This is a genomic window from Arthrobacter sp. M71 S08 (assembly GCF_059089725.1).
Map to the genome: position 1 here is coordinate 1 of NZ_JBNHEY010000004.1, position 24,326 is coordinate 24,326.

Consider the following 24,326-nt stretch of genomic DNA (forward strand, 5'->3'; position numbering starts at 1 on the left):
TCATGACGGGACGCGCTGAAGAGACGAGCTTCATCGGCTGTCACTGTCAGGATGGAGAAATGACCGTCTGCGGTCAGCATTGGCAGCAGAGGCCGAATATGGAATCTCTCTCCAACAACGACGAGTTCATCCAGACTGAGTGGAACCTTATGTTCAGTCATTTGATTCTCATCAATAAAGAGAGCCAATCCGGCACTCTGGTGCTGCCAGTACTCTCGGTCTTCCGTCAGGGCTGTTGCAGGCTCAAGAATCGCTTCGGCATCTGCTTCAGGAACGCCAGCATCAATGAGTTTCGACCGGGCGCCGGCCAGAAGGTTTTTCAGTCGGATGGGATCCTGCCGTACCGCTTTCCCTTTGACATGCGTCGGCATGAAAATCGATACCGCATGAGTTGATTTGATGTTCATCAGTCGGGTCAGGTTGGTTTGCGTGAACAACTCGGGGTCCTTTCGTAGAGCGAGTTTGGGTCGCTTTCGGTGAGCGGATCAGAGTGCCCAGGTCCTCCCAACGGCTGGTCCTCTCTGCGTCTATCGAGTTTGCCCAACTTGCTGGTGCGAAGGCTGGACAACATGTTCGCCCTCCGCCGTAAGCCAGCTATCCGCGCCCCCATGGTGGAACGTTCATCCTCTCGCGGGACTTGTCCGCGTTCTCATCGACGAGGTTTACCTCCACCCGTGTAATCTGACCGGCGCATCGGGACAGCGTACTACTGGCGGAGGATTCGACCTCACTGATTAGTTGATCGCTTCCCTCGAAAACTGATTTGCGCTGACCTGCATGCGCACGGGCAATCTCATTCTCGCGTGCTTCCTAACACGCAGAACCCGTAGCGCATACTCGGTGAGCAATCCGCCGACACCGGCCGCGGGCCCTCGCTGATAGTTAGCTAACCATTCGATCCTAGGCTGGAGGGAGGGGGGAGCCAACGGGAAGCGGCTCTTCGCGTGCCAACTTCGATGTACGCAGCTCAGCGCTGACACTCCTTACGGAGACGACTCTGGTCAAGAGCCATATCTTCCGCCTCAACATCAGGTGGAGTGTCGTCCTTGGCCGGCGTCAGTGGCTTCGGTTTCGGTCCGTATAAGCTCTTCACCGGCATCTGTGTGGGGTGTCGAGGCAGGTTCGAGCATCTGTTCCCTAGAGTACTGGAAGGCGGTCATCGCGACGGCGATGACCGGCGTAGAAAGGAATGCCCCGACGACGCCGAAGAGGGACCCGCCCGCAGTTACGCCCGTGAGGACGACGGCTGGGTGAATCTTGAGGGACTTACCGACCAAAATTGGCTGTAGGACATTGCTTTCGAGTTGCTGGACGAGTAGGACGATCACGAGGACGATCAGCGCGGTGACCCAGCCGTCGGATAAGAGCGCGACGAATACGGCGAGGAACCCGGTCACAACTGCGCCGACAACCGGTAGGAACCCGCCGAAAAAGATCAGGACCGCCAACGGCAGAGCTAATGGAACTCCGAGAATCCAAAGGCCAGTGCCGATGAGAACGGCGTCCACTAGTGCTACGGCAGCCTGTGATGAAACGTAGGCAGAGAGGGTTCTCCAGCTCCTCATTGATACTTCGCCAATGTGTATAAAGACCGTGCCGGTCGTCCAGCGCAGCAGCCACCCAGAGAACCGGTCACCATCTTTGAGGCAGAAGAACGTGAGAACCAGAGTCAGCAGTGTTGTGATGGTGATGGAGCCGACCGTTCCGAGGCCGGAAGATACTCTGGTTAGGACCTCACCGATATTCTCCTGCAACCAGTTGAGTGCCGATGTAAGGAGTTCATCGACATCGGGGACGGCGAAAGGCAGCGAACCCGCGAAGTCGCCGAGACTCCGAACGTTGTCCACGGCCCGGCTCGAAAGGTCCCGCACGCCATCCACCGAGACAACTGCTGCGGTCCATCCCACTCCGACCGTGGCGATCAGCAGGCCCACGACTGTAGTCGTTGCGGCGGCTGCCGCCGGCAAGAACCGGCGTAAAACCCCATTGATGGGCCACAAGATGGAAGACAGGAGAAGGGCCAAGATCAGCGGAAGGACGATCACCCACAGCGCCGACAGGAGATAAAAAAGGCCCATAACCGCGATAGCGACAACCAGGACGCGCCCGAGGATCGACGTCGTAACCGTGAGGGCCGAGAGCAGCGCGCCGCTGCGGATGCGTTGCATCATGGCACGCGAAGCTGTCGCGCCGCTCTCACCTTCGTGGGTGTCTCCGGTGAGTCCCTGCTTGTCGGTCATGAGAAATCCTTCGCTGGTGAGGGTCCGCCAAACCTCCCGGAGGACACCGGCTTCAATACAGCCGTTGGCAGGGGCACGGAACGCTATTTGTCGCCGCTAGAAGGTTTCCACTAGTTGAAGGTATGACCCTACGTCTGGGTCGAATCACCAGTCACTGGGGGCTGAGAAACATTAGGACATAGTCAACCACTATTTGCTCTGCCTGTTCTCACATCAACCCTAAGTGGCCTCGGTGAAGCGGAATTCCACTGGCCGATGGAACCTTGTGCCCTCTTCCAAACCGGCAACGCGGAACGAAGAGGGGTGCGAGCGGTGTTAGGGCGCGGAATCAGCGAGAAGGACGTGAAACTTACTGCCGACGATAAAGGTCAGCGTCGTCACTATGGACGCGGCGGTGCCGGGCCGATCTGAAGCCCGTTGGAATCGTCATGACCAGAATGATGCAGGCCGGTCGTCCTACAGCTGACCCTCATCGCCCCGCATTGCGTGGCGCAGATCTGAGGCGATCTTGAGGGACCGAGACGCTATCTGGGCGTGCACGTCGCGCTGCTCCTGCGGCAGCCTTTCACCCTCGGAGAGCGCCCGATCAGTGGCGCCGCCGCGGTGAGTGCTTCATGCGCAAGTTCTCACCATAGGGAAGGGGCGATCCTCACCGTGCAGTGCCTGTCCTCGGGCGGTCAGCCTTCAATGCTGCCTGCTGCAATGGTCGAGCCCGCTATCTGATCCCTATCTGACCCCACCCTGCTCGACGGATGGGGGCTACCCGCTCTGCCAAGGACGGATCGGTAATCGTAGAAAAAGCCGCGACCTTGTCCAGCGTGCCGTCGATCAACACCCAGTCCGCGACGGGCAGAGTCACTGACAGCTCGTCACCAGGTTCCATACAAGCAGGATAGGCATAGTAGTTAGCCCGTCGGAACCACAGGCAGCGGGAGTCTGCCGCCACAGGTCGGCGCGATAGTGCAGCAGCCACGAGCATCACACAGATGCGGGCGGCGGAAACTTCTCCGACCACCGGTCACCTACAGCCGAGGATGTCATGGACCCGCATGTTCTTCCTCTAAGACATCATCGAAAGGCTCGTCGAAGAGGTCCAGGACGCCACCTCCGCCTGGTTCTACCCAACTTCCATCCCATTGAATTGGGGCCGAGCCGCCGTTTCAGTCCTTCTTGAAGGCGTCCTTGACCTTTTCGCCGGCCTGTTTGATGTCACCCTTGGCCTGATCACCCTTGCCTTCGGCTTTCAGGTCTTCGTCGCCGGTAGCGTTCCCGGTTGCTTCCTTGCCTTTGCCGCCAAGCTTCTCGGCGTTGTTCCCGATCTTGTCGTCCAGACCCATGATGTTCTCCCTACGGTCGACTTCATTGGTGGTGCATTCGGCGATGAACCGATGAATTCAGTTAAACACAGATGAAGAAGCAATGCATCCGTTCGCATTTGACCAGCCGGGCCGGAAGTTTCCATTCTGCCCCCCGATTCGACGAGTGTCCCGCCTCCTGCCGCCCCGTGCACGGCACAAGCTCCCCCGCGCTTCTCTGCTTGTCCCGCACACACCTGGACAGCAGGAACCAGCTGACCACTGCACACCCACCACGTCACCAACACTGGGGAATTTCACCTCGAGCGATTCGTGGCCGTGCACAGCCTAATTCCAGTGGCTGATGGTCCGACTGAGGTTCTAGGCACTAAACAAGCCGAGGTCGTCGCGCAAAGGCCTGCCGATGCGCGGCGCATCGTCTGAATACCCGTTCCTCACTGGGGTGGGGAGGACAAGTGGAAGGCAACAGTTGCCCGCATGGACGCAATGGAACGTGGCGAGGTTCAGAAGCCTTTGGGAGGGCTAACTGTACTTCATTTACCACTTCTGAAAGGGCTCCAACCGGGGTGGTATGCACTCAGCCGGCCCCGTGAGCTCCCAACCTAACCGGCTGAGAACGGATGCGGCCTCGTAGGGGTCGTCTCTGACGGCCGATCGCAGCTGTCGCCTGCGCCACCGTTCTCGCCCCGCCTTCAGCGCCGTTTTCCAACCTCCTACCGAGTCCACTCCGCAATCAGCGATCAGGAACTCAAGGACATCCTCTAGCCCGGGCCGGAATCTCTCCCCTCCGACGGGGAAGTGCAACGAACTCAGCATGTGTGGGTTAGCCACCGCTGCAGGCCGAATGGCGTGCGCTCTAGCTAGGAGATGCGATGGCACCCCGCTCTGCGTGAATCTGCCAATGACAAATCGGTGCAGTGTGCAAATCGGCGGCAAACTCGAGGCGCATCAACGGGTTGCCATCCAAGATCGAATAGATCCGAAAATCTGACTTGGACGTCTTCAGGAAGTATCCTGATCTATCGAGCTCTTGGTATAGGGCCACAGACAAGTACGCCAGACTCTCCACCGACGAACAAATCGATTTGGCGATTCTCTGGACGAACTACGTACCGATCGGCGTCGCCAGCCTTGACTGACACAATGCGGCGATCCCCTGGGAGAGTAGCGTCAAGCAGCACCTGAACTTCATCCGCGAAGCTTCGAGACATCTCTTCAGATGATACCGCCTCAGTCGTCAAGCGCTGCGTCCCCGAGAAGGAACTCAATTTCTTCAAGTTCTTCCCGCGCTGCCCATTCGGCTGCTGTGAGCGATCGGCTACGAACGGCCGCCCGGAATTCGCTAAGACTCATTCCGACCCCGCGCAGCACGCGCTCGCGATCGGCTTCTAACGTCTTCTTGGATCTCGTGATGGTAGAGGCCATTGCGATGCTCTCCTTTCCCCATTGAGTGTTCTGATAGTAGATCACCTCCCACTGACAATCGAGCATTCAAACGATTTCGGTGGGTAAACGGTGGATGACCGCCGCGACCCGTTCAATGCTAAGGTCCCTGCTAGGCATAATGCCTAGTCAGAGACCCTTTCTTCGTTGCGGGGGCAAGATTTGAACTTGCGACCTCTGGGTTATGAGCCCAGCGAGCTACCGAACTGCTCCACCCCGCGGCGCACGAACGACCTTACTTACCTCAGGATGAATGCACCAATCAGGGAAACCCTGGGATCTAAAGTGTTCGGGATGTTTCCCGCAGAACCAGTCGAGTTCGGTAACGACGAGGGTGTCCCCCGCCCTGCACCACCTGCTCGTTGAAGCCAGCTCTCGGCATCCCAGACAGTGTTCTTCTAGCGCTAACCAGTATCTCTACGGCATGTGGCGTTGGGCTGTGCCCTAATGCGACACTCTCTCCGAATTGCAGGTTGTTGGAACTTATCTGCACCACGTATCGAAGCTTCAGGGGAGCTCGGATGGATGGGTGCTCAGCCTCGCCTCGGGGGCCAGGTTCGCGTTGGATGGGTGCTCGTTGAGGAGTTGCAGTTGCTCTTTGATCTCAGCCAATTCAACATGGAGGGCGTTTTCGCTCTCCATCTCAGCTTCCGTCTCAGCGGTGACGCTTTCGATCAGCCAGGACGCTAGGGTCGCCGTCACGACACCGAGTACCGCGATGCCGCCGATCATCAGAGCCGTGGCGATGAGCCGGCCAGCACCTGTGACCGGGTAATGGTCGCCGTAGCCGACAGTCGTTATGGTCGTCATCGCCCACCATAGGGCATCACCAATCGTGGTGATGTTCGCATCGGAGGCGTTCCGTTCGACATCCAGGACAGCCAGCGCGGCGGCATAGGAGAGGATGGCAGCCGAGGCTCCGACGTAGGTCACCAGGCGTCCGCGGAGCGCGTGTCCGCCGACCCGGTGCAGGACGCGCAGCAGCGTCAGCAACCGAAGCAGACGAAGTGGTCGGAGCATGGGCAGGGCAACGATCATCAGCTCGTGAATGTTCCGGATGGACCACCTCCGCCGGTTCGCCGCGAGGAACAGCATGACGATATAGTCGACCAAGAACACCCCCCAAATAATCCACATGAGCGTGGCGATGGATGACGCAGTATGGTCTTTTGGCTGTCCGATTACCTGGACCGAGTAGAGGATCAGGAATAGCACCGCAGCCCCTGCCAGTGGCCATTCGGTGCGGTTACGCCACGCTTCTTGAGTCATGGGTGCATCCTATTGGGGTACTCGGCTTGCCAAGGTCGCGATGCGCGCACTGCCGAGATTAATTCGGCCTTGGGCTTCCTTCTCGTTGATCTCAGGCTGATCAGCGCCTGAGATCAACCACTCGAATAGATCGCTGTGAGTTGGGAAGCGATTGTGGCCGTTCCAGGCACAACCCGCGAAGGTCTTTTGTCCTCGCCTTCAGGCACAGGTGGGCCGTCCAGGGCTGTACCCCAGCACAACGCGCCTCTCTCGGCAGTGGTGTCTTAGTCTCTTCTTATGGCCAATATCCCTGCACCTAGAGCTTCAGCAATTGCTCAGTTAAGCAATGAGTCAGAAGATCTCGAAGAGCGAACGTCTGCCCTTCAAGGAGATGAAGACACGCAGACCCATGACATTGGCCGGGTTCAGGCCGACTACCGCTCCTGGCATAGCCGAGCAAGCCGCGTTCTGCCTCCGGATGCACGGAAGAAGTTTGACGAGCAGCGGGACGGGAGCATGGTCAACCCCGGGATCAATCGCTTCCTTGGCGATCCTCAAAAAAATCAGCGATCAAAGCAGACGATGGATCCTTTCCTCTAGGGTGCTGGCAATACCCGTTCAGCAATGTACGAGCCCGACTAGAGCGACAACGGAGCCTGCTAGCCGACGCCGAACCTGATGAATCGCCGGCTGCGTTCGTAGCAGCAGATCTGGCCAATGTGCTGAGACGGTTACCGGACTTCATTCATGTCCTCCAGCAGCGCCGACCAGATTGGCCTATTGGTGAAGCGCTAAAGGACGAGCGGGAGTTGCAGGTCCTCGTCGAAGCGTTGCTACGGACACTCTTCGATGATGTTCGACCAGAGGACTACACTCCCTCGCGAGGCGGCGCGAACTAAAGGGTGGACTTTGTTTTACCCGAGGTTGGAGTGATCGTGGAGACAAAGATGACCCGAGAAAGCATGAGCTCACGAAAGCTAGGCGAAGAGCTCCTAATTGATGCTGGCCGCTACCCTGCTCATCCTGAGTGTAAAGCCATTGTTGCTTATGTCTACGACCCTGGCAGACGCCTACAGAACCCGCGCAGCATCGAACGGAATCTTACGCAAACGACTGCATCAGGCATCTCCTTCTTCTGTGTCATCTCGTAGCACGACGATTTACGAGGTGGGATTGCGCCCGCTTGCTTGTCTAGGTGACCAAGAGATTTAGGCTCGCTACACGGCATCGAGGTAGGCGCGGTGCCATCAAGGGCACGCCATTAGGGGGAAAGTATGAACTTTTTTGGACTGGATAGCGCCTATATCAGCGCTGATCGCTGTGGTGGCGCTCGTTTTCACGGGGAAACAAATGAGTCTCGCACAACGTCAGACTGAGCTTCAGGAGCGGGTACATCGCGACCAGCAGCAGCCCTATGTATGGGTCGATTATCGGATGGACCCGTCTCGAATTGGCTTGTCGACCTAGTCATCAAAAATGAAGGGCCAACGGTTGCGCGAAACGTACGTGTTGCCTTCGACAGGCCCATCAGCCGAGCAGGCAACTTCACTGATCTTGAACTTATGGAGCTGCCTGGTTTCAACGGATTCGCCTCCATCCCTCCTGGACGGGAGATGCGATGGAGTCTAGGCACTCACGTTGACATCTTTAAAGAGAAGACCCTGACGAGGCACGAAGTCACAGTTACCTTCGAAGGACCCTTTGGAGAGGTTCAGCCTGCGACCTACACACTCGACTATGCAGACATGAAGAGTGCAGCCGTAGGCGACGCGGGGACGCTGAAAGAGGTTGCCAAGAACCTGAAGGAACTGAGCAAGAAATTGGGCTAACGATGCGAAAACATCGCGTGGCAGGCACCCGGGCTGGGTCCCAACAATAGTGCAATCCCCTAAACGCCGATAACGGACCGTTATGTCGACACACGGACAGCGTACGCGCGCTTCGGTGCACTGATGGGCTGCGCCTGACTCCACCTACCCAGATGAAGGACCGTCACAAAATACGCCAGGCCGGTTGATTGCTCCATAGCCCTTCATCGACCATCTCGCGAATTGCCTTGAGAACGCGCGGGCGAAGTAGCGGAGGAGTCTGGTTGAGTTCTACGGCCGGTTCGAAAACAGACCGCATAAACCTTGAAGGCAGCTCCCGAATAGTATGCGGAGCCATGGACTCGCAACACCGCTCTAGATAGGCTTCACGCTAGGTCTCCTGAGCAGATGGGTCGTGTCACATGGCAGTAATCAGGGACCTCCGGTCATGACAAAGCCGAACATCCTGACGGTCGATGACGACCCTCAGGTTTCCGCGGCGGTTGCCCGCGACCTTCGCAATAGATATGGGCCGGAATTCAGGATTCTCCGGGCAACGTCTGGGGCTGAAGCCATGGAGATACTGGCCAAACTGGCGCTTCGTGATCAAGCGGTGGCGCTGATCGCGGCGGATCAGAGAATGCCCCAGATGACGGGGATCGAACTGATGGAGCGCGCACGACCACACGCTCCAGGGGCGAAGCTACTCCTTCTCACTGCCTATGCAGACACTGATGTGGCCATCAAGGCGATCAACGATATCGGGCTCGACCATTACCTGCTCAAGCCATGGGACCCGCCGACGGAACGGTTGTATCCGGTAGTGGATGACCTCCTCGATGACTGGCGGCGGGCTAATCCCGACCACACATCCGACGTGCGGGTAGTCGGCGCCCGGTGGTCAGACCGTAGCCACGAGATCAAAACCTTCCTGGCCCGCAACTACGTGCCCTACCGCTGGCACGACATCGAAAGGGACGCGGAGGCCGCCCGCCTGCTGGAACTTGCCGGCGCCGGCCCGGCGGATATGCCCCTGGTGCTCCTGCCGGATGGATCAGTGCTCTCATCCCCGTCGACCCTTGATCTGGCCTCTGCCCTGGGTCTACGCACCGTTGCCCAGCGCCCGCTCTACGACGTCTGCATCGTGGGAGGCGGACCCGCCGGTATGGCCGCAGCGGTCTACGCAGCGTCTGAGGGGCTCAGTACCGTAATCGTCGAACGTGAAGCGCCGGGCGGTCAGGCCGGCCAGAGCGCGGCCATCGAGAACTATCTGGGGTTCCCGAAGGGTTTGAGCGGCTCAGATCTCACTCAGCGTGCCATGGCGCAGGTCTCGCGATTCGGCGCGGAAGTGGTTCTCGCGAACGATGCTGTGGGCTTCGAGTCCCGAGGCCCGGTGCGGGCCGTGCTGTTCGGTTCAACGGACATAGAGGCACGGGCCCTCATCGTAGCTACCGGAGTGTCCTACCGACGGCTTGACGCTGAAGGGATCGAACCGCTCACTGGTCGGGGTGTCTACTACGGCGCGAACGCAAGCGATGCCAGCCAGTGTGAGGGCGACGACGTATATGTTGTCGGAGCCGCGAACTCGGCAGGGCAGGCAGCGCTGAATCTGGCGCAACATGCGAAACGGGTAGTGCTCGTGGTTCGATCCGGGACACTTGACGCGACGATGTCCCGTTACCTCATCGAGCGCATCTCTTCCTCTCCTGCCATCGAGGTCCGCTACCGTAGCGAGGTCGTGGCGGTTGACGGAGACGGTCATCTTGAATCACTTGTGATCGCCGACAGGGATACCGGGCGCACTCAGGAAGTGGCTTCGAGTTGGCTTTTCATCTTCATCGGGGCCTCTCCGCGTACGACCTGGCTTGGCGATGACATCGTTCGAGACGAGAAGGGATTCGTGGTCACAGGGCACGACCTGCTCAATCCGGCCTACCCTCAGCGCTGGCCCCTGGCGCGCGGGCCATTCGCGTTGGAGACGAGCGTGCCCGGTGTCTTTGCCGCCGGTGATGTCCGGCTGGATTCAATGAAGCGGGTGGCATCGGCAGTCGGAGAAGGCGCGATGGCCGTTTATCTTGTCCACCGCTACCTGGTGACCATCTGATGCACGCGCACGAGCTGCGAGGGATCAGCCTCTTCAAGGGTCTCAGTGACCAACAACTTTCCGAACTCGTCGAAGTGGGTACGGAGGTCGCGATCGAACCCGGCGTCATCCTGTGGAACGAGGGTGAACCTGCAGATTGCTGGTGGGTACTGGTTGACGGCGCCCTTGAGCTGCTTCGTCATGTCGGACGTGAGGACACCGTCGTCGGGAAGATGGATGTGCCTGGCCGTTGGGCTGGAGGGTTCCGCGCTTGGGATGAAAGCAGCGTCTACCTTGCCACCGGTCGAGGGAGCGAGGCTGGCCGGGTCCTCCGAGTCCCAGCCAGTGCCCTGCGGGTGCTCTTCGGTGAGTGGTTCCCCTTCGCGGTGCACTTCATCGAGGGCTTGTACGGGACGGTGCGCCGGGTCGAATCAACCATCCGGCAGCGTGAAGCGCTGGCAACGCTCGGCACGCTGTCAGCCGGACTCGCCCATGAGATCAACAATCCGGCCGCGGCAGCAACCCGGGCGGTGGAGGCCCTGGAGGATGCATCCCGCATGGTGCTTGCATCCGTGGGCAGCCTGACCCGCATCGGCATCACTCCGTCCCAGTTCACAGCCCTGGAAACCCTCCGCGCAGAAATCACGACGACTGCGGTCGTTCCGGATGCGCTGACACTCGCCGATCAGGAAGACCTCCTGATCGAATGGCTCTCTGAGCGAAGCGTGGAACATGACTGGGTTATCGGCCCCACGCTCGCCGCTGCCGGGGTGGACCTGGAGTGGTGCAAGCGCGCTGAATCATTGTTCGATGGGCCGGCCCTGGAGCCAGCGCTGGAATGGGTAGCCGCTACCCTGTCCATGGAAAAGCTGCTCTCAGAAGTAAGGGAATCCACACGGCGGGTCTCGGAGCTCGTCTCGGCGGTCAAGTCTTACTCGCAGATGGACAGGGGCTCCCGCCAGAATATCGACGTGGTCGAAGGCCTCGAAAGTACGCTGGTCATGCTCGGGCACAAGCTCCGTGATGGGGTAGAGGTTGTGCGCGAGTACACCGATAACTTACCCGCCATCGACGCATACCCGGGCGAGCTGAACCAGGTGTGGACCAACCTCATCGACAACGCAGTGGACGCGATGGAAGGAGTCGGCACCCTGCGCGTAGCCACCCTGTGGAACGGAACCGGGGTGACGGTCGAAATCGGTGACACCGGTCCCGGACTTGCTCCACCAGTAGCCAAGCGTGCTTTCGAGGCCTTCTATACAACCAAGGACGTCGGCAAAGGGACCGGTCTGGGCCTGGACATCGCCCGACGAATTGTCGTCGAACGGCACGGCGGAACAATCGACGTCGAATCCGAACCGGGCAGGACGGTGTTCCGGGTGCAGCTGCCGCTCCTCCAGTCTTGATACCTGATGGCAGCCGCGCCGGCGTCAGGTCAGTTTGAACTGCCGGTTCACGTCCTTGTACAGCAGGTACCGGAAGTTGGGCGGGCCGCCCGCGCTGAGTAGAACCTGTGCGGGAGTCAACGAGATGGACCCTTCAGGATTGAAGCGGCTCCCCCTGATGGGAGGTGGCCCGGTACACGCCGTTATCGCTGTACGTTGCCTCCGCACACCGCAGCGTAGCCGCCTCCGCTTCCAGGTTCCGTTGAGCGTTCGAAGCCCATAGACGCCGGCCCTCCACTGTGCGATAGAGCGGATCCAGACTCAACAAACTGTTGACGACGGCGGCCCTCCCGCGTGTGAAGTCGTCATCAGGTACGTGAGCGTACTCCTCGCGTACGGCTTCAACATAACGGCGATACCCGCCCGCAGCCCGGCCCAAGACGGCCAGATCAGCGTCGCACAGGAGCTCCCCGGCCCGGTCACTGTATTCGGGAGCATGCGAAGCGGTCAGCGATACCAGCCGTCGCACCTCGGCTGGACGCGCGATATGGCGCTTCAGCGAGGACTCGGCCAGTGCAGCTGAGGCTTCCTCGTCCGCCCCTGCCTCACCGGCGTACACAGCGTCGTGGAACCAAGCGGCGAGCCGGACATGCAGGCGGGTCTCGGCGTCGTCGTTGTCGTTGAAAAGGAGGTCCAATGCCTCGAGCACATCGAGCAGGTGCCCGGGGGTGTGATAGCGGCGATGTGGTTCTGACCAGCGGTCCAGAAGCTCCGCACCCAACCGGGAGGCACCGGGCAGGGTCTGCTCCCACCGCGTCAGGAGGCAGCGGCGGAGACGGTCAGGTCTTCGCCGGGCAGGCACCCGCAAGCCGCTCGCGATCAGGACGCGGACCAGCGTGCCGCCGTCGACCTCGTGTGCCCCGAGCCCGACGAGCTGGCGGTACCGTCGGGCAGGAACGTCGTAGTGGTCCACATCGAAAGCGCGTTCCGGGATGCCGGCGCCGGCCGCGAACGTGTGCAGCTCGTCGAGTGAGGTATCCGAGATGAGGTGCGAGAAAAGCGTGCCGTGCGCGGGCCAGAGCGGAGGATCAATGTACACGGCCATGGGACTAAGCGTACCGACCGGTGGTTCCGTGGCGAGCGCCGGCGTAACAGGATCCGAAACGTTTACCGGCGAAAACCCCTGTACAGCCGAAGGTCCCTGTGCCATTGTTTACGGTGTCTACATGCGGTGCCGTTCCTGGGAAATGCATCCACGGCGACCGCGTACGCCACTTCGCGAATCGAGTACCCATGGAAACCACCCTCCTTGCCATCGGCACAAAAAAGGGCCTGTGGCTTGCAACCAGCACTGACCGGCAGAACTGGACCCTGTCGCAGCCCCACCACCTCATGTCGGAGATCCCCAGCATCGGAATAGACACCCGCGGCGGGCGGACCCGGATCCTCGTGGGCATGATGGACTGGCACTGGGGTCCCACGGTCGTCTACTCCGACGACCTCGGCGCCACCTGGTCCGAACCCGAGCAGGGCGCCATCAAGTTCGACGAATCCGACGAGACCGCCCTCGGCCGGATCTGGCAGCTGCAGCCGGACTCTGAGGATCGGCCCGGCGTCGTGTGGGCCGGATGCGAACCGATTTCGGTGTGGAAATCGACCGACGGCGGCCAGCACTTCGAGCTCAACCGTGGGCTATGGGATCACCCCCACCGCTCCGAGTGGGGTGCCGGATTCGGCGGCGCGGCCGCTCACACCGTCACTCCCAGCCCGGTCGATGACACGGTCCATGTGGCCATGAGCACCGGCGGCGTCTACCGCTCCACTGACGGCGGCCAGTCCTGGGAGCCCCGCAACAAGGGCATCTCGGCGTACTTCATGCCCGACCCCAACCCCGAGTTCGGCCAGTGCGTCCACAAAATCGCCCGCGATTCCGAGAACCCGCAGCGCCTCTACGCCCAGAACCACCACGGCGTGTACCGGTCGGACGACGGCGCCGAGACGTGGGAGTCGATCGCTGACGGACTGCCGGCTGACTTCGGTTTCGTCATGCTTTCCCATCCCCGCCGCGGCGGCACCGCCTGGGTCATCCCGCTGAAGGCTGACGGCGAGCGAATTCCCCCGGACGCGCGCCTCGCCGTTCACCGCACGGACGACGCCGGTGCCACCTGGTCGCGCCTGGACAACGGACTGCCGGACAGCGAATACAACGCCGTGCTGCGCGATGCTGCCGGTGTGGACACGGCAGAGCCCGTCGGCGTCTATTTCGGGACCCGCGGCGGTTCCGTCTACGCCAGTGCAGACGAAGGGGAAACTTTTACTGAAGTGGCAGCGCACCTTCCGGACGTACTCTGCGTCCGTGCCGCCGTCGTCGTGGGTTCCAGCGAGCCCGTTGCCTCGCCATGAGCCCGGTCACGGTCCTTATTCCAACGCTGCTGCGGCCGTTCGTGGAGGACCGGTCCTCCGTCGAGGTCGCCCTGGAGGCTCCGGCGCCGGTGTCATGGGTCCTGGACACACTGGCGGATGGGAGGCCCATCTTCGCGCGCCGGATACGTGACGAAACCGGGGCGCTGCGCCGATATGTGAATATCTACGTGGACGGCGAGGATGTGCGTCGGGCCGACGGTCTTTCCACACCTGTTGAACCCGGATCCGAGGTGATGATCATCCAGTCGCTGGCGGGCGGCTAGGAGGGTCACGCGTCGTCCGCCAGCAGGGCGAGAAGTTCGTCGATCAGTACTCTGGAGCGACGAATCCCATCCCTGAGCCTGGTCATCGCGACGCCCTGCAGAAGACCGATGTCGTAGCGGTCTGCTTCTTTTTCCAGCTCCACCGCTGTTCGCGACAGCCATTCGTGCAGCACTGCCGAATCGATGATCTCGCCCAGTTCGCGCTGGTATCTCTTGGCGTCCTTGGCGGCCCGGCGAAGATTCTTCCGCGGCCGGATCTCCGCGGTGTCCAACACCGACGAGACGTAGCGGACGCGTTTCACCGCCTTGCGAACGTCATGGGCGCGGTGGAACGCTGCCTCTTCGCCTGCGGCCGCGTCCTGCGCCTCCGGGGACCGTGCCGCAATCCTCTCCAGCTTGCGAAGACTGCGACGAAGCAGCCGGTTGGCGAGCTGGCGGGAGGACCGGCCGTGGACTGCGTCTGTCAGGGGAGGGTCGTAAGCGAATGCCTGGATATCCGCCAGAAGTTGCAGATGCTCGTTGCGCTGCAGATGCCGCCTGACCACGCGTGAAGCAGCTGTGAACTGCCCGCGTGCGCGCTTCTGCAACAGCTCGAGTGCAGCGGGCTGCACGGCGTCTCCGAGCAGTTCAACGCCAGCGGGCAGAAGCTCGGCGGTGACCTCGGCGTCACGGGCGGCGCTGCACCGTCTCGCAAGGTCCCTCAGCCGCAGATCGAGGTCCTTTCTTTGATTGACCTCGAGGAATGGAGCCGCCGCCGTCAGCACGGCCCGGAAGGATCGGCAGGTCACGCGCAGTTGGTGTACGGCGTCGGGAAGGTCCAGCCGCACGGCGAAATCGCCCAGCAGAAGCTGATCCGAGAGTTGCCGGAACATCGCGGTGAGTGCTGCGGCTCCATCCCCGGGATCGGTCCGGCGACCGCCGTCGTCGGAATCGGCGTTGCGGTTAGCGTCGGCCTTGTTCTCCTGCTGAGGTTCGAGCGTGGCTTCCCCAGCGAGACCGGCAAGGTGACGCCGCAGGGCAACCGGAAGGTCCAAGGGGCGCGATTTCAGTCCGTTAAAGACCTGCTCATGGTGGTTCCCGGCAAGCGGGAGCTTCACGATCCAGCGCACGTCGGCGCCCTGCCCAGTTCTGACGAGCTCTACCGACCTTCGACGCAGCGCTGACCGGGCGGTGTCGTAGGTTGTTCCTGCGTGGCTTTGCCCCGGAACTTCGGCACTCATGGGTCCATCATCCTCCGGTATGGCAGGATTCGTCGTCGTGACGGGTACGGGGTGCGCGGCTGCACCTCACGGAAGGGAACCATTAGCTTTGAGTACATGCCTGTCTTCCGGTACGACGTCGAGATTCTGCACCTGCTCGTGTCCCCGCAGCACGCCTACTTCGGCCGGGCACGTGACGGCGCGGCAGACGTTACGACGACGGACGCCGAGCAAGCTGAAGTTGTGGCAGGCAAGGGCATCGTTGGGGACCGGTTCTTCGGCAAGGCCGCGCACTTGGACGCCGCAGTGACCGTATTCGCGGTCGAAGCGTTGGAGTCGATCGCGGCGGAGTTGGGCTCAGGAGCCTTTGATCCGATGCTGACACGGCGCAACGTGATCCTGAGAGGCGCACACCTGCCCCCGCTGGTCGGTGAGGAGTTCACGCTCGAAACCGGTGGGGGCCACGTGACACTGCAGGGCGGCAGGCCGGCGCACCCGTGTGCATGGATGGACCGAATGCTCGCTCCAGGGGCGCACGCGGCAATGCGCGGACGTGGCGGCGTACGGTGTCAGCCGGTCTCTTCCGGTGTGCTGCACCGAGGCCCGGCGGTGCTGGTGAGCCCCGTGGAACTCGATCCGGCACAGGCCGGTGTACCCCATCGACTGAGGCCCAGCAGACTGCCCTGAAACACTGACGCAGATCTAGAAACCGCCGGTGTCAGCTGCCATGTTGTTGAAGCGCGAGTAATGGCCCTGGAAGCCGACCACGAGGGTCTTGGTGGGACCGTTACGGTGCTTGGCAACGATGACATCGGCCTCGCCGGCCCGCGGGGACTCCTTGTCATACACATCGTCGCGGTGAAGCAGGATGACCATGTCGGCATCCTGCTCGATGGACCCGGATTCTCGCAGGTCAGAGACCATGGGCCGCTTGTCTGTGCGCTGCTCGGAACCACGATTGAGCTGTGACAGAGCAACAACAGGAACGTTCAGTTCCTTGGCCAGGAGCTTCAGTGCTCGCGAGAACTCCGAGACTTCCTGCTGCCGGGATTCGACGCGCTTTCCGGACGACATCAGCTGCAGGTAGTCGAGGACAACGAGCTTTAGATCGTGCCGCTGTTTCAGGCGGCGGCACTTCGCGCGGATCTCCATGAGCGACATGTTGGGGCTGTCGTCGATAAACAGCGGGGCGTCATTCATACGGCCCATCGTGGTGGCGATCTTGCCCCACTGCTCGTCCTTCACGGTGCCCTTACGCAGGTCCTGCAGCCCAATGGTGGCTTCCGCGGACAGGAGTCGCATAGCGATCTCATTCCGGCCCATCTCCAGGGAGAAGAACACGGTGGTCATGTTGTGCTTGATGGCCGCTGAGCGAGCCCAGTCCAGTGCGAACGTGGACTTACCCATTGCCGGACGGGCTGCAATGACGATCATCTGGCCGCCATGCAGACCCTGCGTGAGTTCGTCGAATTCATAGAACCCCGTGGGCACCCCGGTCATCCCCTCACCGCGATGACCCGCGGACTCGATCTCATCGACCGTGCCCTCAATGATGTCCTTCAGAGGCACATAGTCTTCGGCAGTACGACGTTCGGCAACGGCATAAACCTCAGCCTGCGCCGCGTTGACAATGTCATCGACCTCACCGTCGTTGGAGTACCCGAGCTGGACGATCTTGGTACCGGCGTCCACGAGGCGGCGCAGGACGGCCCGTTCCCGAACGATCTCCGCATAGAAGCCCGCATTCGCTGCGGTGGGCACGGACTGGATCAGTGTGTGGAGGTAGGCGGGGCCGCCGATGCGGGAGATCTCTCCGCGCTTGGTGAGCTCATCCGATACGGTGACGGCGTCAGCGGGCTCGCCGCGGCCGTAGAGATCGATGATGGACTCGTAGATGCTCTCGTGGGCGGGGCGGTAGAAATCCACACCCCGCAACACCTCTACGCAGTCTGCAATGGCGTCCTTGGACAGCATCATCCCGCCGAGGACGGACTGTTCTGCGACCAGATCCTGGGGAGGCGTGCGAGAGAACTCAGGCGAGCGCGTGTCTGCTGATGAATCCGCATGAGCCAAAGACACTGGTGCGGCCTTCCTTCCCGAAATTTCCCCGAATCCCTACACCGGTTGCCCTAAGGCAGGCGGTGGACCCGAGCTGAATAACCATAGGTACCAGCCGCCACCGACAGTCTTCGCGGTATGGGATACCCCGCAACCGTAGTGCCCATCCGGCGTCCTGCCAAGCGAGTTATCCACAGGGGGTGTGCATAAGTGTGTATAACTTGGTGATTGTGCGGCGTGTTGTGTGCAGAGGCTGGGGATATTTATGTGGATTTGTGGGAACTTATATCCGCAAAGGGCCTCTCACTAGGTGAAACGTTCCGCACAGGCTGTGGACAAAAACTTTCTCTGACCAACGTTCATCCCCTGCTTCCGTGTTGACAAGAGCAGAAAATAGGCCTATCGAGCGGCATTTATGCACCTTCTATCCACAACTGTGCAGGAAGCTGTCCCCGGCGTACGCCAGAGCGAATAAAACGCATGACGGCCCTCTATGCCCCGGACCTGATGTTCCGTAAATAGCGTACGGAACAGGGAATACTCCTCTTGCCGGGTATATCGCCGGAGGCGCCGTCACGGCGCCCTGAGCACTACCGCTCCCGTGACCGGTACACGCGGAAGGCCCCCGCTCCGAGGAGCGGGGGCCTTCCGGCAGTAACTGCTAGCTGCTTAGCGCTAAGTGGCTCTCCCCAGGCTCGCTTCGCTCACCCGGGGACCCCTAGCTAATTAGCTGGCGACGACGTCGAGGTCGATCACGGCGGCAACATCCTCGTGGAGACGGACGTTTGCCTGGTAGGAGCCAACCGACTTGATGTGTGCCGGCAGTTCAACCTTGCGCTTGTCGATGGAGCCGAGACCTGCGGCTTCCACAGCCTTCGCGACATCATCGGCCTTGACGGTTCCGAAGAGACGACCGGACTCGCCGGCCTTGACGGTCAGCTTGACCGGCTTTGCCTGCAGGGCTGCAGCCTGACGCTGGGCGTCCTCAAGCGAAGCGTGCTCACGAGCGGCACGTGCAGCCTTGATGGACTCCACCTGCTTCTCGCCACCCTTGGTCCAGGTGAGAGCGAAGCCGCGGGGCAGAAGGTAGTTACGTGCGTAACCGTTCTTTACCTCGATAACATCGCCTGCGGTTCCCAGACCGGTGACTTCCTGGGTCAGAATAAGCTTTGCCATGGTGTGTGTTCCTTTCCTTAGCCGCGGCCTGCGCCGGAGTAAGGCAGGAGAGCAACTTCGCGGGCATTCTTGATTGCCAGAGCGATCTTGCGCTGTTCCTGCACGGTCACGCCGGTCACACGGCGTGCACGGATCTTTCCGCGGTCGGAAATGAACTTACGCAGCAGTGCTACGTCCTTGTAGTCGATGACGGTGACGTCAGCGGCCTTCAAGGGGTTGGACTTTGGTTTGGGCTTACGAAGTTCAGCCTTAGCCATCGTGGTGCTCCTTATGTCTGATGGAGCCCGCAGAACGTTTCTGCGGGATGGGAATTACATGGTGGAAACGCCTCCGTAGCGGCGACGCTTCCTGAAAGGTCTAGAAGGGCGGTTCGGAAGATTCCGGGCCGTTGCCCCAACCGGACGAATTACCGCCCGCTGGTGCACCCCATGGGTCCTGCTGCGCGGGCTGGCTCTGCTGGCCGCCGCCGCCCCAACCCTGGTTGGAACCACCGCCGCCGCCGAAGCCGCCGCTGTCTCCCCCACCGAAGCCGCCGCCGCCACCGCCGGAGCGCTGGGTACGGCTTACCTTGGCGGATGCGTAGCGCAGTGATGGACCGATTTCGTCCACCTCCAGCTCCATGACGGTGCGCTTCTCGCCTTCCTTGGTTTCATACGAGCGTGACTTGAGGCGGCCCTGTGCAACAACACGGGTTCCCTTGGTGAGGGTCTCCGCGACGTTCTCAGCCGCTTCACGCCAGACCGACGCCCGGAGGAACAGCGTTTCGCCGTCCTTCCACTCGTTGGACTGACGGTCGAAGGTCCGCGGCGTCGAAGCAATGGTGAAATTAGCCACTGCAGAGCCTGAGGGCGTGAAACGAAGTTCCGGGTCGCTGGTGAGATTACCGACGACCGTAATTGTGGTCTCGCCTGCCATGGTGCCTCCTACGGTCACTGGCCCACCGGGGTGGACCTGGGTTGAAAGCCGAAACTATTCGGCAGAAACCTTCTGCTCTTCGGGGCGGATGATCTTGGTGCGCATGATGGTCTCGTTCAGACCAAGCTGGCGGTCAAGTTCAGCAGCAATTGCCGGAGTAGCGGTGAAATTGACGACGGCGTAAATGCCCTCGGACTTCTTCTTGATTTCGTAGGCCAACCGGCGACGTCCCCAGATGTCTACCTTGTCCACGGTTCCTTCACCGTTGCGTACAACGTTCAGGAACTTCTCAAGGGTTGGCTCAACGGTACGTTCCTCGACATCGGGGTCGATGATTACCATCAGTTCATATGCACGCATTTGTGAACCCACCTCCTCTGGGCTAAACGGTCGCGGTCCTTCCGCAACAGGAGGTTCTTTTGCGTTGATCCGTGAAGCTGTTGCCGCTTTACTTCCAGCGGTTCCACGTCGACACGGACTCATCAATACTACCGGACCGACAACGGGTCACCGAACCGGCTGTGGACAGTCAGGGCTCCCTAGGAAACGGAGAAGAACTGCCGCACCACCCGCATCAGCTGGTACGGGTCCTCGACGCCGCAGAGCTCGCGGGCGGAGTGCATGGAAAGCAGGGGAACTCCGACGTCGACAGTCCGGATTCCCAACCGGGTGGCGGTCAGCGGGCCGATGGTGGATCCGCACGGCATCCCGTTGTTCGATACGAACTCCTGATACGGAGCATCGGCGTCCCTGCACAGCCGGGCCCAGTGGGCAGCACCCGGCGCATCAGTGGTGTACCGCTGGTTGGCATTGATCTTCAGCAGCGGCCCCCCGCCGAGGACCGGGTGGTTCGCCGGGTCATGGCGGTCGGCGTAATTGGGATGGATGGCGTGACCGGCGTCCGCGGAGACACAGAACGACGACGCGAAGGCCCGGCGACGCTGCTCCTCGCTTGCACCCAGGCCAGAGGAAATCCGATGGAGCATGTCCTCAAGGAAAGGTCCGCTCGCCCCGGAGCGCGAGCCGCTGCCCACTTCCTCATGATCAAAGGCTGCCAGCACCGCGATAGGTGCGCTGTCGGCGTCGTTCTTTGTGGCGTGAATGAGGGCGGTGAGGCCGGCATGCACCGAAGAGAGGTTGTCCAGCCGACCGGACGCGAAGAATTCTCCCTCCGCCCCGAAAACCCGGGGCTGCTGGGTGTCGGCGACCACGACGTCGAACCCGCCGATATCGCTGGCCTCCAGGTCAGCGTCAACGGCAAGGATCTGCAGCAGGTCCGCGCGGGCCGGATCACCGAGGCCCCAGACCGGGTTCATGTGCTGCTGCTTGTCGAGCTTCAAGCCGTCGTTCACCGAGCGGTCGAGGTGGATAGCCAGTTGGGGGAAGCGCAGAAGCGGCCCGGTGTGCACGAGGTGCTCCGCGCCGTCGTGCGTCACCAGCCGGCCGGCGAACGCCAGTTCGCGGTCAAGCCACGAGTTCAGCAACGGACCGCCATAGACTTCGACGCCGGCCTGCAGCCAGCCGTGGCGTCCGGTGGTTGGCTTCGGCTTCAGTTTGAAGGACGGTGAGTCGGTATGCGCACCAAGGATATGGAAGCCGGTGGTCTCGGTTGCTGTGGACGGGGTGATCCACGCGATCAGCGCGCCGTCACGAATGACGTAGAAGCGGCCCGGGCCGCCGTCCCAGGCCGCGTCCTCATGCAGTTGGGTGAAGCCCGCCGCCTGCAATCGCGCGCCGCCCTCTGCGGCTGCATGGAAGCTGGACGGTGAAGCGCTGACATAAGCGCCAAGGTCGGCAATGTGAGCGTGAGCAGCAGTCATGCGCTAAGCCTACTGACCGTGGGCCCCGCGCCGAGCGCCAGCGAGGGGTGGGAGGCCAGCAGGCGCTACTGACCGAGGGCCCCGCGCTTAGAAGTCCAGCCCCTGGCTCGGTGTCACCAGTCCTGTCTCGTAGGCATAGACTACGGCCTGGACGCGGTCGCGCAGGTGCAGTTTGGTGAGGATACGGCGCACGTGCGTCTTCACCGTGGCCTCGGAAAGGAAAAATCGGTGCGCCAGTTCGGCGTTGGACAGCCCCTCAGCGATGGCGCCGAGGACTTCGAGTTCGCGGGGCGTCAGATCCCGGAGCAGGGGGTCGCGGAGAGGTTTCGGGCTGTCGGGTCGCGAGCGCACGTACTCTTCGAGGAGGCGCTGCGTGACCCGTGGAGCAACCACCGCGTCGCCGCTCGCGACCACCCGGACGGCCTGCACCAGGTCATGGGGCGCGACATCCTTCAGGAGGAACGCCGAGGCGCCTGCGCGCAGTCCCGCGAACGCATACTCGTCCAGGTCGAACGTGGTGAGAATGATGATCCGGGCGCACGCGCCCGACTCTGTGATGCGCCGTGTGGCCTCGATCCCGTCCATCACCGGCATGCGGACGTCCATGAGTACGACGTCGGGTTCAAGCCTTGCGGCGAGGCGCTCCCCTTCGGCGCCGTCGGAAGCTTCCCCGACTATCTGCATGTCCTCTTCGCCTTCGAGGATGAGGCGGAACCCCATGCGGAGCAGAGGCTGGTCGTCCACCAGGAGGACTCTGGTCGGTTCACTCACGCGGATTTCTCCTGACGGTTTTCAGCAGGGATATGGAGTTCGGCCGTGACAATCCACCCACCGGACGGGCTCGGTCCGCAAGTGACAGTGCCGCCGTAGATGGCGGCACGCTCGCGCATGCCGGCGATTCCCTGCCCCGTGCCCACTGACTGTACGGGTTCCATGGCGCCACGGCCGTCGTCGGCCACACGTACTTTCACGGAGTCGCCCAACCTGGCGACTAGGACGTCAACGGTGGTCACGGCCTTCGCATAGCGCAGTACGTTGGTGAGCGACTCCTGAACGATGCGGTAGATCGTCACCTCGAAGGCGGCGTCTTCGGGCAGTCTGGGGCCACTGAGTTGCACCCGGATAGGCAGTCCGGCAGCGCGGAACCCTTCAAGGAGGCCCGCGAGCGAACCACCGGCAGGCAATGGGGCAAGCGGTGCGGAGTCCGGGCCTTCGCGGAGGACGCCGAGCACCCTTCGCATGTCGGCGAGGGCGGTTCGCCCAGTGGCGGAAAGCTCGGCCAGAACGTCCCGGGCGCGGTCCTGATCGCGTTTCATGACGACGGCGGCTCCGTCCGACAGCGCGATCATCACCGACAGGGAGTGGGCGACGACGTCGTGCATTTCGCGTGCGATGCGGTTCCGCTCGGTCGCGGAGGCGAGTTCGGCGTTGCGCTCAGCCCACTCGCGCAGTTCATTCTCATGCAATCTCTCGCGGCGGATTGTCACCCCGACCCCGACCGCGACCACGTACCACATGACCGCGAACCCCATGATTACCCAGACCAGATAGGGCGCTTCCTCAGGCATCGCGGCCGGAATGAACGCGAGCGGGAAGACCGATGTCACCACCGCCCCGGCGAAGGCCCAGACCGCCGTGCGGACCGGGAAGGCGACGGCCACAGCGTACAGCGCGAACCAGATGCCGATTCCCACCGTTGACCGGGCGTCGGAGATCACCAGGGCCACGGGTTCGATGGCGCACAGCAGTGCGAGAACGATCAGCGGACGGGTGCGCCGAAAGAAGAGGATGACGGCAGCCACGCCGATCGGCGCCAGGCTCCATGGGCCCGCTGCCCGTTCAACGGGCAGGAGAATGTTGGGAACGCTGCTCAGCAGGAACAACAGAACGACGACGAGGTCCATCATCCGCGGGTGCGATCGGAAGTACCGGCGGATGGGGCCTAGCCGTCGTGCATTGATCTCGGTGAAGGAGACGGCAACCGTTCGTTCCGCCGCCTCCCTCAACGAGGCTTTGTCACTCATGGAGTGAGCTTATTGGGTGTGCTGATCAATCCTGCCTAAACGTCGCGCTTCTTTGTGACGACCAGTGAAACCACCAGCAGCACGAGGGCCCAGGCACCGAGCACCAGAGCGCCCTGCCACTGGTTCAGGGCATCATCGGCGATGGAAACGGCCACCATCTGCTCACCGGCGCTGCTCGGCAGGAACCGCGCGGCGTCGGGGATCCAGTCAGCGAGTCCGGAGAAGAGCTGAATGATGATGGGCAGCACCATCAGCAGCCCGATTGCCGTCACCACACCACCGGCGGTATTGCGCAGCAGCGTGCCGATGGACATGGCAATGACGGCCATCAGCGCGAGCACGGAACCGGTATTGATGATGCTCAGCAACACCCCATCCGTGGTGATGGCGAAGTCAATATCCTCGGGTGCGAGGAAGGGCTGCGCGACGAAGTAGGAGGTCAGCGCGGCGCCTGCCCCCACCACGAACGCGATGGCGGCGATGATGAGATTCTTTGCGAGGAGTGCCGGGATGCGCTTGGGGACAGCGACCATGGTTGAGCGGATCATCCCGGTTGCCCATTCGGACGCAATCAGCACGACGGCAAGGGAAGCAATGAGGAGCTGTCCGAAGATGATCCCGGCGCTTGGCGAGTTCAGCGCGAGTTCGCCGTAGTCGGTAGCTGCCAGCTGAGCGGCAATCTCGGGATCAGAAGACGTGAATGACTCGGCCGAGGCCTGGCTGGATGCCATGGACCATGCAAAAAGCGCGGACAGGCCGATCATCACCACCAGCGTGATCGACAACAGAATCATGGTGGAGGGGACGGTGGTCACCTTGATCCACTCTGATCTGAGGACACGGAAGAAGTTGACTCCAGAACCGTAGGTCGAGCGGCGGCTGGTTGTGCTCGCTGGGTCCGGTGCGGTGGCTGTGTGCGCCATG

The 24,326-nt window shown here is 61.7% G+C and carries 22 protein-coding genes, 1 tRNA gene and 2 pseudogenes; 8 read left to right on the plus strand and 17 right to left on the minus strand.

The annotated features are described in order from the left end of the window. From AC5RTB_RS09625 to AC5RTB_RS09650, 6 genes and pseudogenes are all read right to left on the minus strand, one after another. Nucleotides 1–437: pseudogene (locus tag AC5RTB_RS09625) on the minus strand (hypothetical protein); the annotation flags it as partial. A gap of 591 nt (nucleotides 438–1,028) precedes the next feature. After that, entirely contained in the window at nucleotides 1,029–2,240 is a 1,212-nt protein-coding gene (locus AC5RTB_RS09630; RefSeq protein ID WP_494060858.1) for an AI-2E family transporter, read from the minus strand. Nucleotides 2,241–3,400: 1,160 nt separating this feature from the next. Then, nucleotides 3,401–3,577: a CsbD family protein gene (locus tag AC5RTB_RS09635; RefSeq protein ID WP_494060859.1), complete on the minus strand. Its 177-nt coding sequence runs from the start codon at nucleotides 3,575–3,577 to the stop codon at nucleotides 3,401–3,403. A 1,209-nt stretch (nucleotides 3,578–4,786) separates the two neighbouring features. After that, complete coding sequence (locus tag AC5RTB_RS09640; protein WP_494060860.1) at nucleotides 4,787–4,981, minus strand: hypothetical protein; 195 nt, start codon at nucleotides 4,979–4,981, stop codon at nucleotides 4,787–4,789. Nucleotides 4,982–5,146: 165 nt separating this feature from the next. Then, nucleotides 5,147–5,220: transfer RNA gene (locus AC5RTB_RS09645), tRNA-Met, on the minus strand. A gap of 286 nt (nucleotides 5,221–5,506) precedes the next feature. Then, nucleotides 5,507–6,268, minus strand: coding sequence for a potassium channel family protein (locus AC5RTB_RS09650; RefSeq protein ID WP_494060861.1), 762 nt, complete (start codon nucleotides 6,266–6,268; stop codon nucleotides 5,507–5,509). A 276-nt stretch (nucleotides 6,269–6,544) separates the two neighbouring features. Here AC5RTB_RS09650 and AC5RTB_RS09655 point away from each other — a divergent pair, with 276 nt between their 5' ends. The 5 genes and pseudogenes from AC5RTB_RS09655 to AC5RTB_RS09675 all read left to right on the plus strand — a co-directional run bounded on the left by AC5RTB_RS09655 (nucleotide 6,545) and on the right by AC5RTB_RS09675 (nucleotide 11,544). Then, nucleotides 6,545–6,847, plus strand: coding sequence for a hypothetical protein (locus AC5RTB_RS09655; protein WP_494060862.1), 303 nt, complete (start codon nucleotides 6,545–6,547; stop codon nucleotides 6,845–6,847). Nucleotides 6,848–7,149: 302 nt separating this feature from the next. Further along, nucleotides 7,150–7,398, plus strand: coding sequence for a PD-(D/E)XK nuclease domain-containing protein (locus AC5RTB_RS09660; protein WP_494060863.1), 249 nt, complete (start codon nucleotides 7,150–7,152; stop codon nucleotides 7,396–7,398). A gap of 199 nt (nucleotides 7,399–7,597) precedes the next feature. Continuing rightward, nucleotides 7,598–8,076 (plus strand): annotated as a pseudogene (locus AC5RTB_RS09665) (DUF8453 domain-containing protein). 427 nt (nucleotides 8,077–8,503) lie between these two features. Then, nucleotides 8,504–10,159 (plus strand): FAD-dependent oxidoreductase, encoded by a 1,656-nt coding sequence (locus AC5RTB_RS09670; protein ID WP_494060864.1) that lies wholly within the window; start codon nucleotides 8,504–8,506, stop codon nucleotides 10,157–10,159. Further along, on the plus strand, nucleotides 10,159–11,544 hold the full coding sequence (locus tag AC5RTB_RS09675; protein ID WP_494060865.1) for an ATP-binding protein: 1,386 nt from the start codon (nucleotides 10,159–10,161) through the stop codon (nucleotides 11,542–11,544). The genes AC5RTB_RS09670 and AC5RTB_RS09675 overlap by 1 nt, the downstream gene beginning before the upstream one ends. A gap of 133 nt (nucleotides 11,545–11,677) precedes the next feature. On the opposite strand, the gene AC5RTB_RS09680 is transcribed toward AC5RTB_RS09675, so the two are convergent. After that, the gene (locus tag AC5RTB_RS09680; protein WP_494060866.1) at nucleotides 11,678–12,628 is read right to left on the minus strand and encodes a DUF4031 domain-containing protein; all 951 of its coding nucleotides are present in this window, start codon (nucleotides 12,626–12,628) and stop codon (nucleotides 11,678–11,680) included. Between the two features lie 188 nt (nucleotides 12,629–12,816). On the opposite strand from AC5RTB_RS09680, the gene AC5RTB_RS09685 reads away from it, so the two are divergent. Further along, nucleotides 12,817–13,926, plus strand: coding sequence for a WD40/YVTN/BNR-like repeat-containing protein (locus AC5RTB_RS09685; RefSeq protein ID WP_494060867.1), 1,110 nt, complete (start codon nucleotides 12,817–12,819; stop codon nucleotides 13,924–13,926). Then, entirely contained in the window at nucleotides 13,923–14,210 is a 288-nt protein-coding gene (locus tag AC5RTB_RS09690) for a MoaD/ThiS family protein (RefSeq protein WP_494060868.1), read from the plus strand. Before AC5RTB_RS09685 ends, AC5RTB_RS09690 begins: the two co-directional genes overlap by 4 nt. A gap of 5 nt (nucleotides 14,211–14,215) precedes the next feature. Here the strand turns inward: AC5RTB_RS09690 and AC5RTB_RS09695 are convergent, their stop codons facing one another. Beyond that, entirely contained in the window at nucleotides 14,216–15,430 is a 1,215-nt protein-coding gene (locus AC5RTB_RS09695; protein WP_494060869.1) for a CHAD domain-containing protein, read from the minus strand. 96 nt (nucleotides 15,431–15,526) lie between these two features. On the opposite strand from AC5RTB_RS09695, the gene AC5RTB_RS09700 reads away from it, so the two are divergent. Next, nucleotides 15,527–16,096 carry an MOSC domain-containing protein gene (locus tag AC5RTB_RS09700; RefSeq protein ID WP_494060870.1) on the plus strand — a complete coding sequence of 190 codons (570 nt, stop codon included), beginning with the start codon at nucleotides 15,527–15,529 and terminating at the stop codon, nucleotides 16,094–16,096. A gap of 15 nt (nucleotides 16,097–16,111) precedes the next feature. Here the strand turns inward: AC5RTB_RS09700 and dnaB are convergent, their stop codons facing one another. The 9 genes from dnaB to AC5RTB_RS09745 form a co-directional block, all read right to left on the minus strand. After that, the gene (gene dnaB / locus AC5RTB_RS09705; protein ID WP_490890965.1) at nucleotides 16,112–17,488 is read right to left on the minus strand and encodes a replicative DNA helicase; all 1,377 of its coding nucleotides are present in this window, start codon (nucleotides 17,486–17,488) and stop codon (nucleotides 16,112–16,114) included. Nucleotides 17,489–18,193: 705 nt separating this feature from the next. After that, a complete protein-coding gene (gene rplI / locus AC5RTB_RS09710; RefSeq protein ID WP_494060871.1) occupies nucleotides 18,194–18,643 on the minus strand; it encodes a 50S ribosomal protein L9 in 450 nt (149 codons plus the stop codon). 17 nt (nucleotides 18,644–18,660) lie between these two features. Next, nucleotides 18,661–18,900, minus strand: coding sequence for a 30S ribosomal protein S18 (gene rpsR / locus AC5RTB_RS09715; RefSeq protein WP_026543915.1), 240 nt, complete (start codon nucleotides 18,898–18,900; stop codon nucleotides 18,661–18,663). Nucleotides 18,901–19,000: 100 nt separating this feature from the next. After that, the gene (locus AC5RTB_RS09720; protein WP_494060872.1) at nucleotides 19,001–19,558 is read right to left on the minus strand and encodes a single-stranded DNA-binding protein; all 558 of its coding nucleotides are present in this window, start codon (nucleotides 19,556–19,558) and stop codon (nucleotides 19,001–19,003) included. A gap of 54 nt (nucleotides 19,559–19,612) precedes the next feature. Then, the gene (rpsF, locus tag AC5RTB_RS09725; RefSeq protein WP_490890968.1) at nucleotides 19,613–19,918 is read right to left on the minus strand and encodes a 30S ribosomal protein S6; all 306 of its coding nucleotides are present in this window, start codon (nucleotides 19,916–19,918) and stop codon (nucleotides 19,613–19,615) included. A 179-nt stretch (nucleotides 19,919–20,097) separates the two neighbouring features. Continuing rightward, the gene (locus AC5RTB_RS09730; protein WP_494060873.1) at nucleotides 20,098–21,378 is read right to left on the minus strand and encodes a M18 family aminopeptidase; all 1,281 of its coding nucleotides are present in this window, start codon (nucleotides 21,376–21,378) and stop codon (nucleotides 20,098–20,100) included. 87 nt (nucleotides 21,379–21,465) lie between these two features. Continuing rightward, a complete protein-coding gene (locus tag AC5RTB_RS09735) occupies nucleotides 21,466–22,149 on the minus strand; it encodes a response regulator (protein ID WP_494060874.1) in 684 nt (227 codons plus the stop codon). After that, nucleotides 22,146–23,402, minus strand: coding sequence for a sensor histidine kinase (locus AC5RTB_RS09740; RefSeq protein ID WP_494060875.1), 1,257 nt, complete (start codon nucleotides 23,400–23,402; stop codon nucleotides 22,146–22,148). The genes AC5RTB_RS09735 and AC5RTB_RS09740 overlap by 4 nt, the downstream gene beginning before the upstream one ends. Nucleotides 23,403–23,437: 35 nt before the next feature. Further along, complete coding sequence (locus AC5RTB_RS09745) at nucleotides 23,438–24,325, minus strand: ABC transporter permease (RefSeq protein WP_494060876.1); 888 nt, start codon at nucleotides 24,323–24,325, stop codon at nucleotides 23,438–23,440. Nucleotide 24,326: the final 1 nt, after the last annotated feature.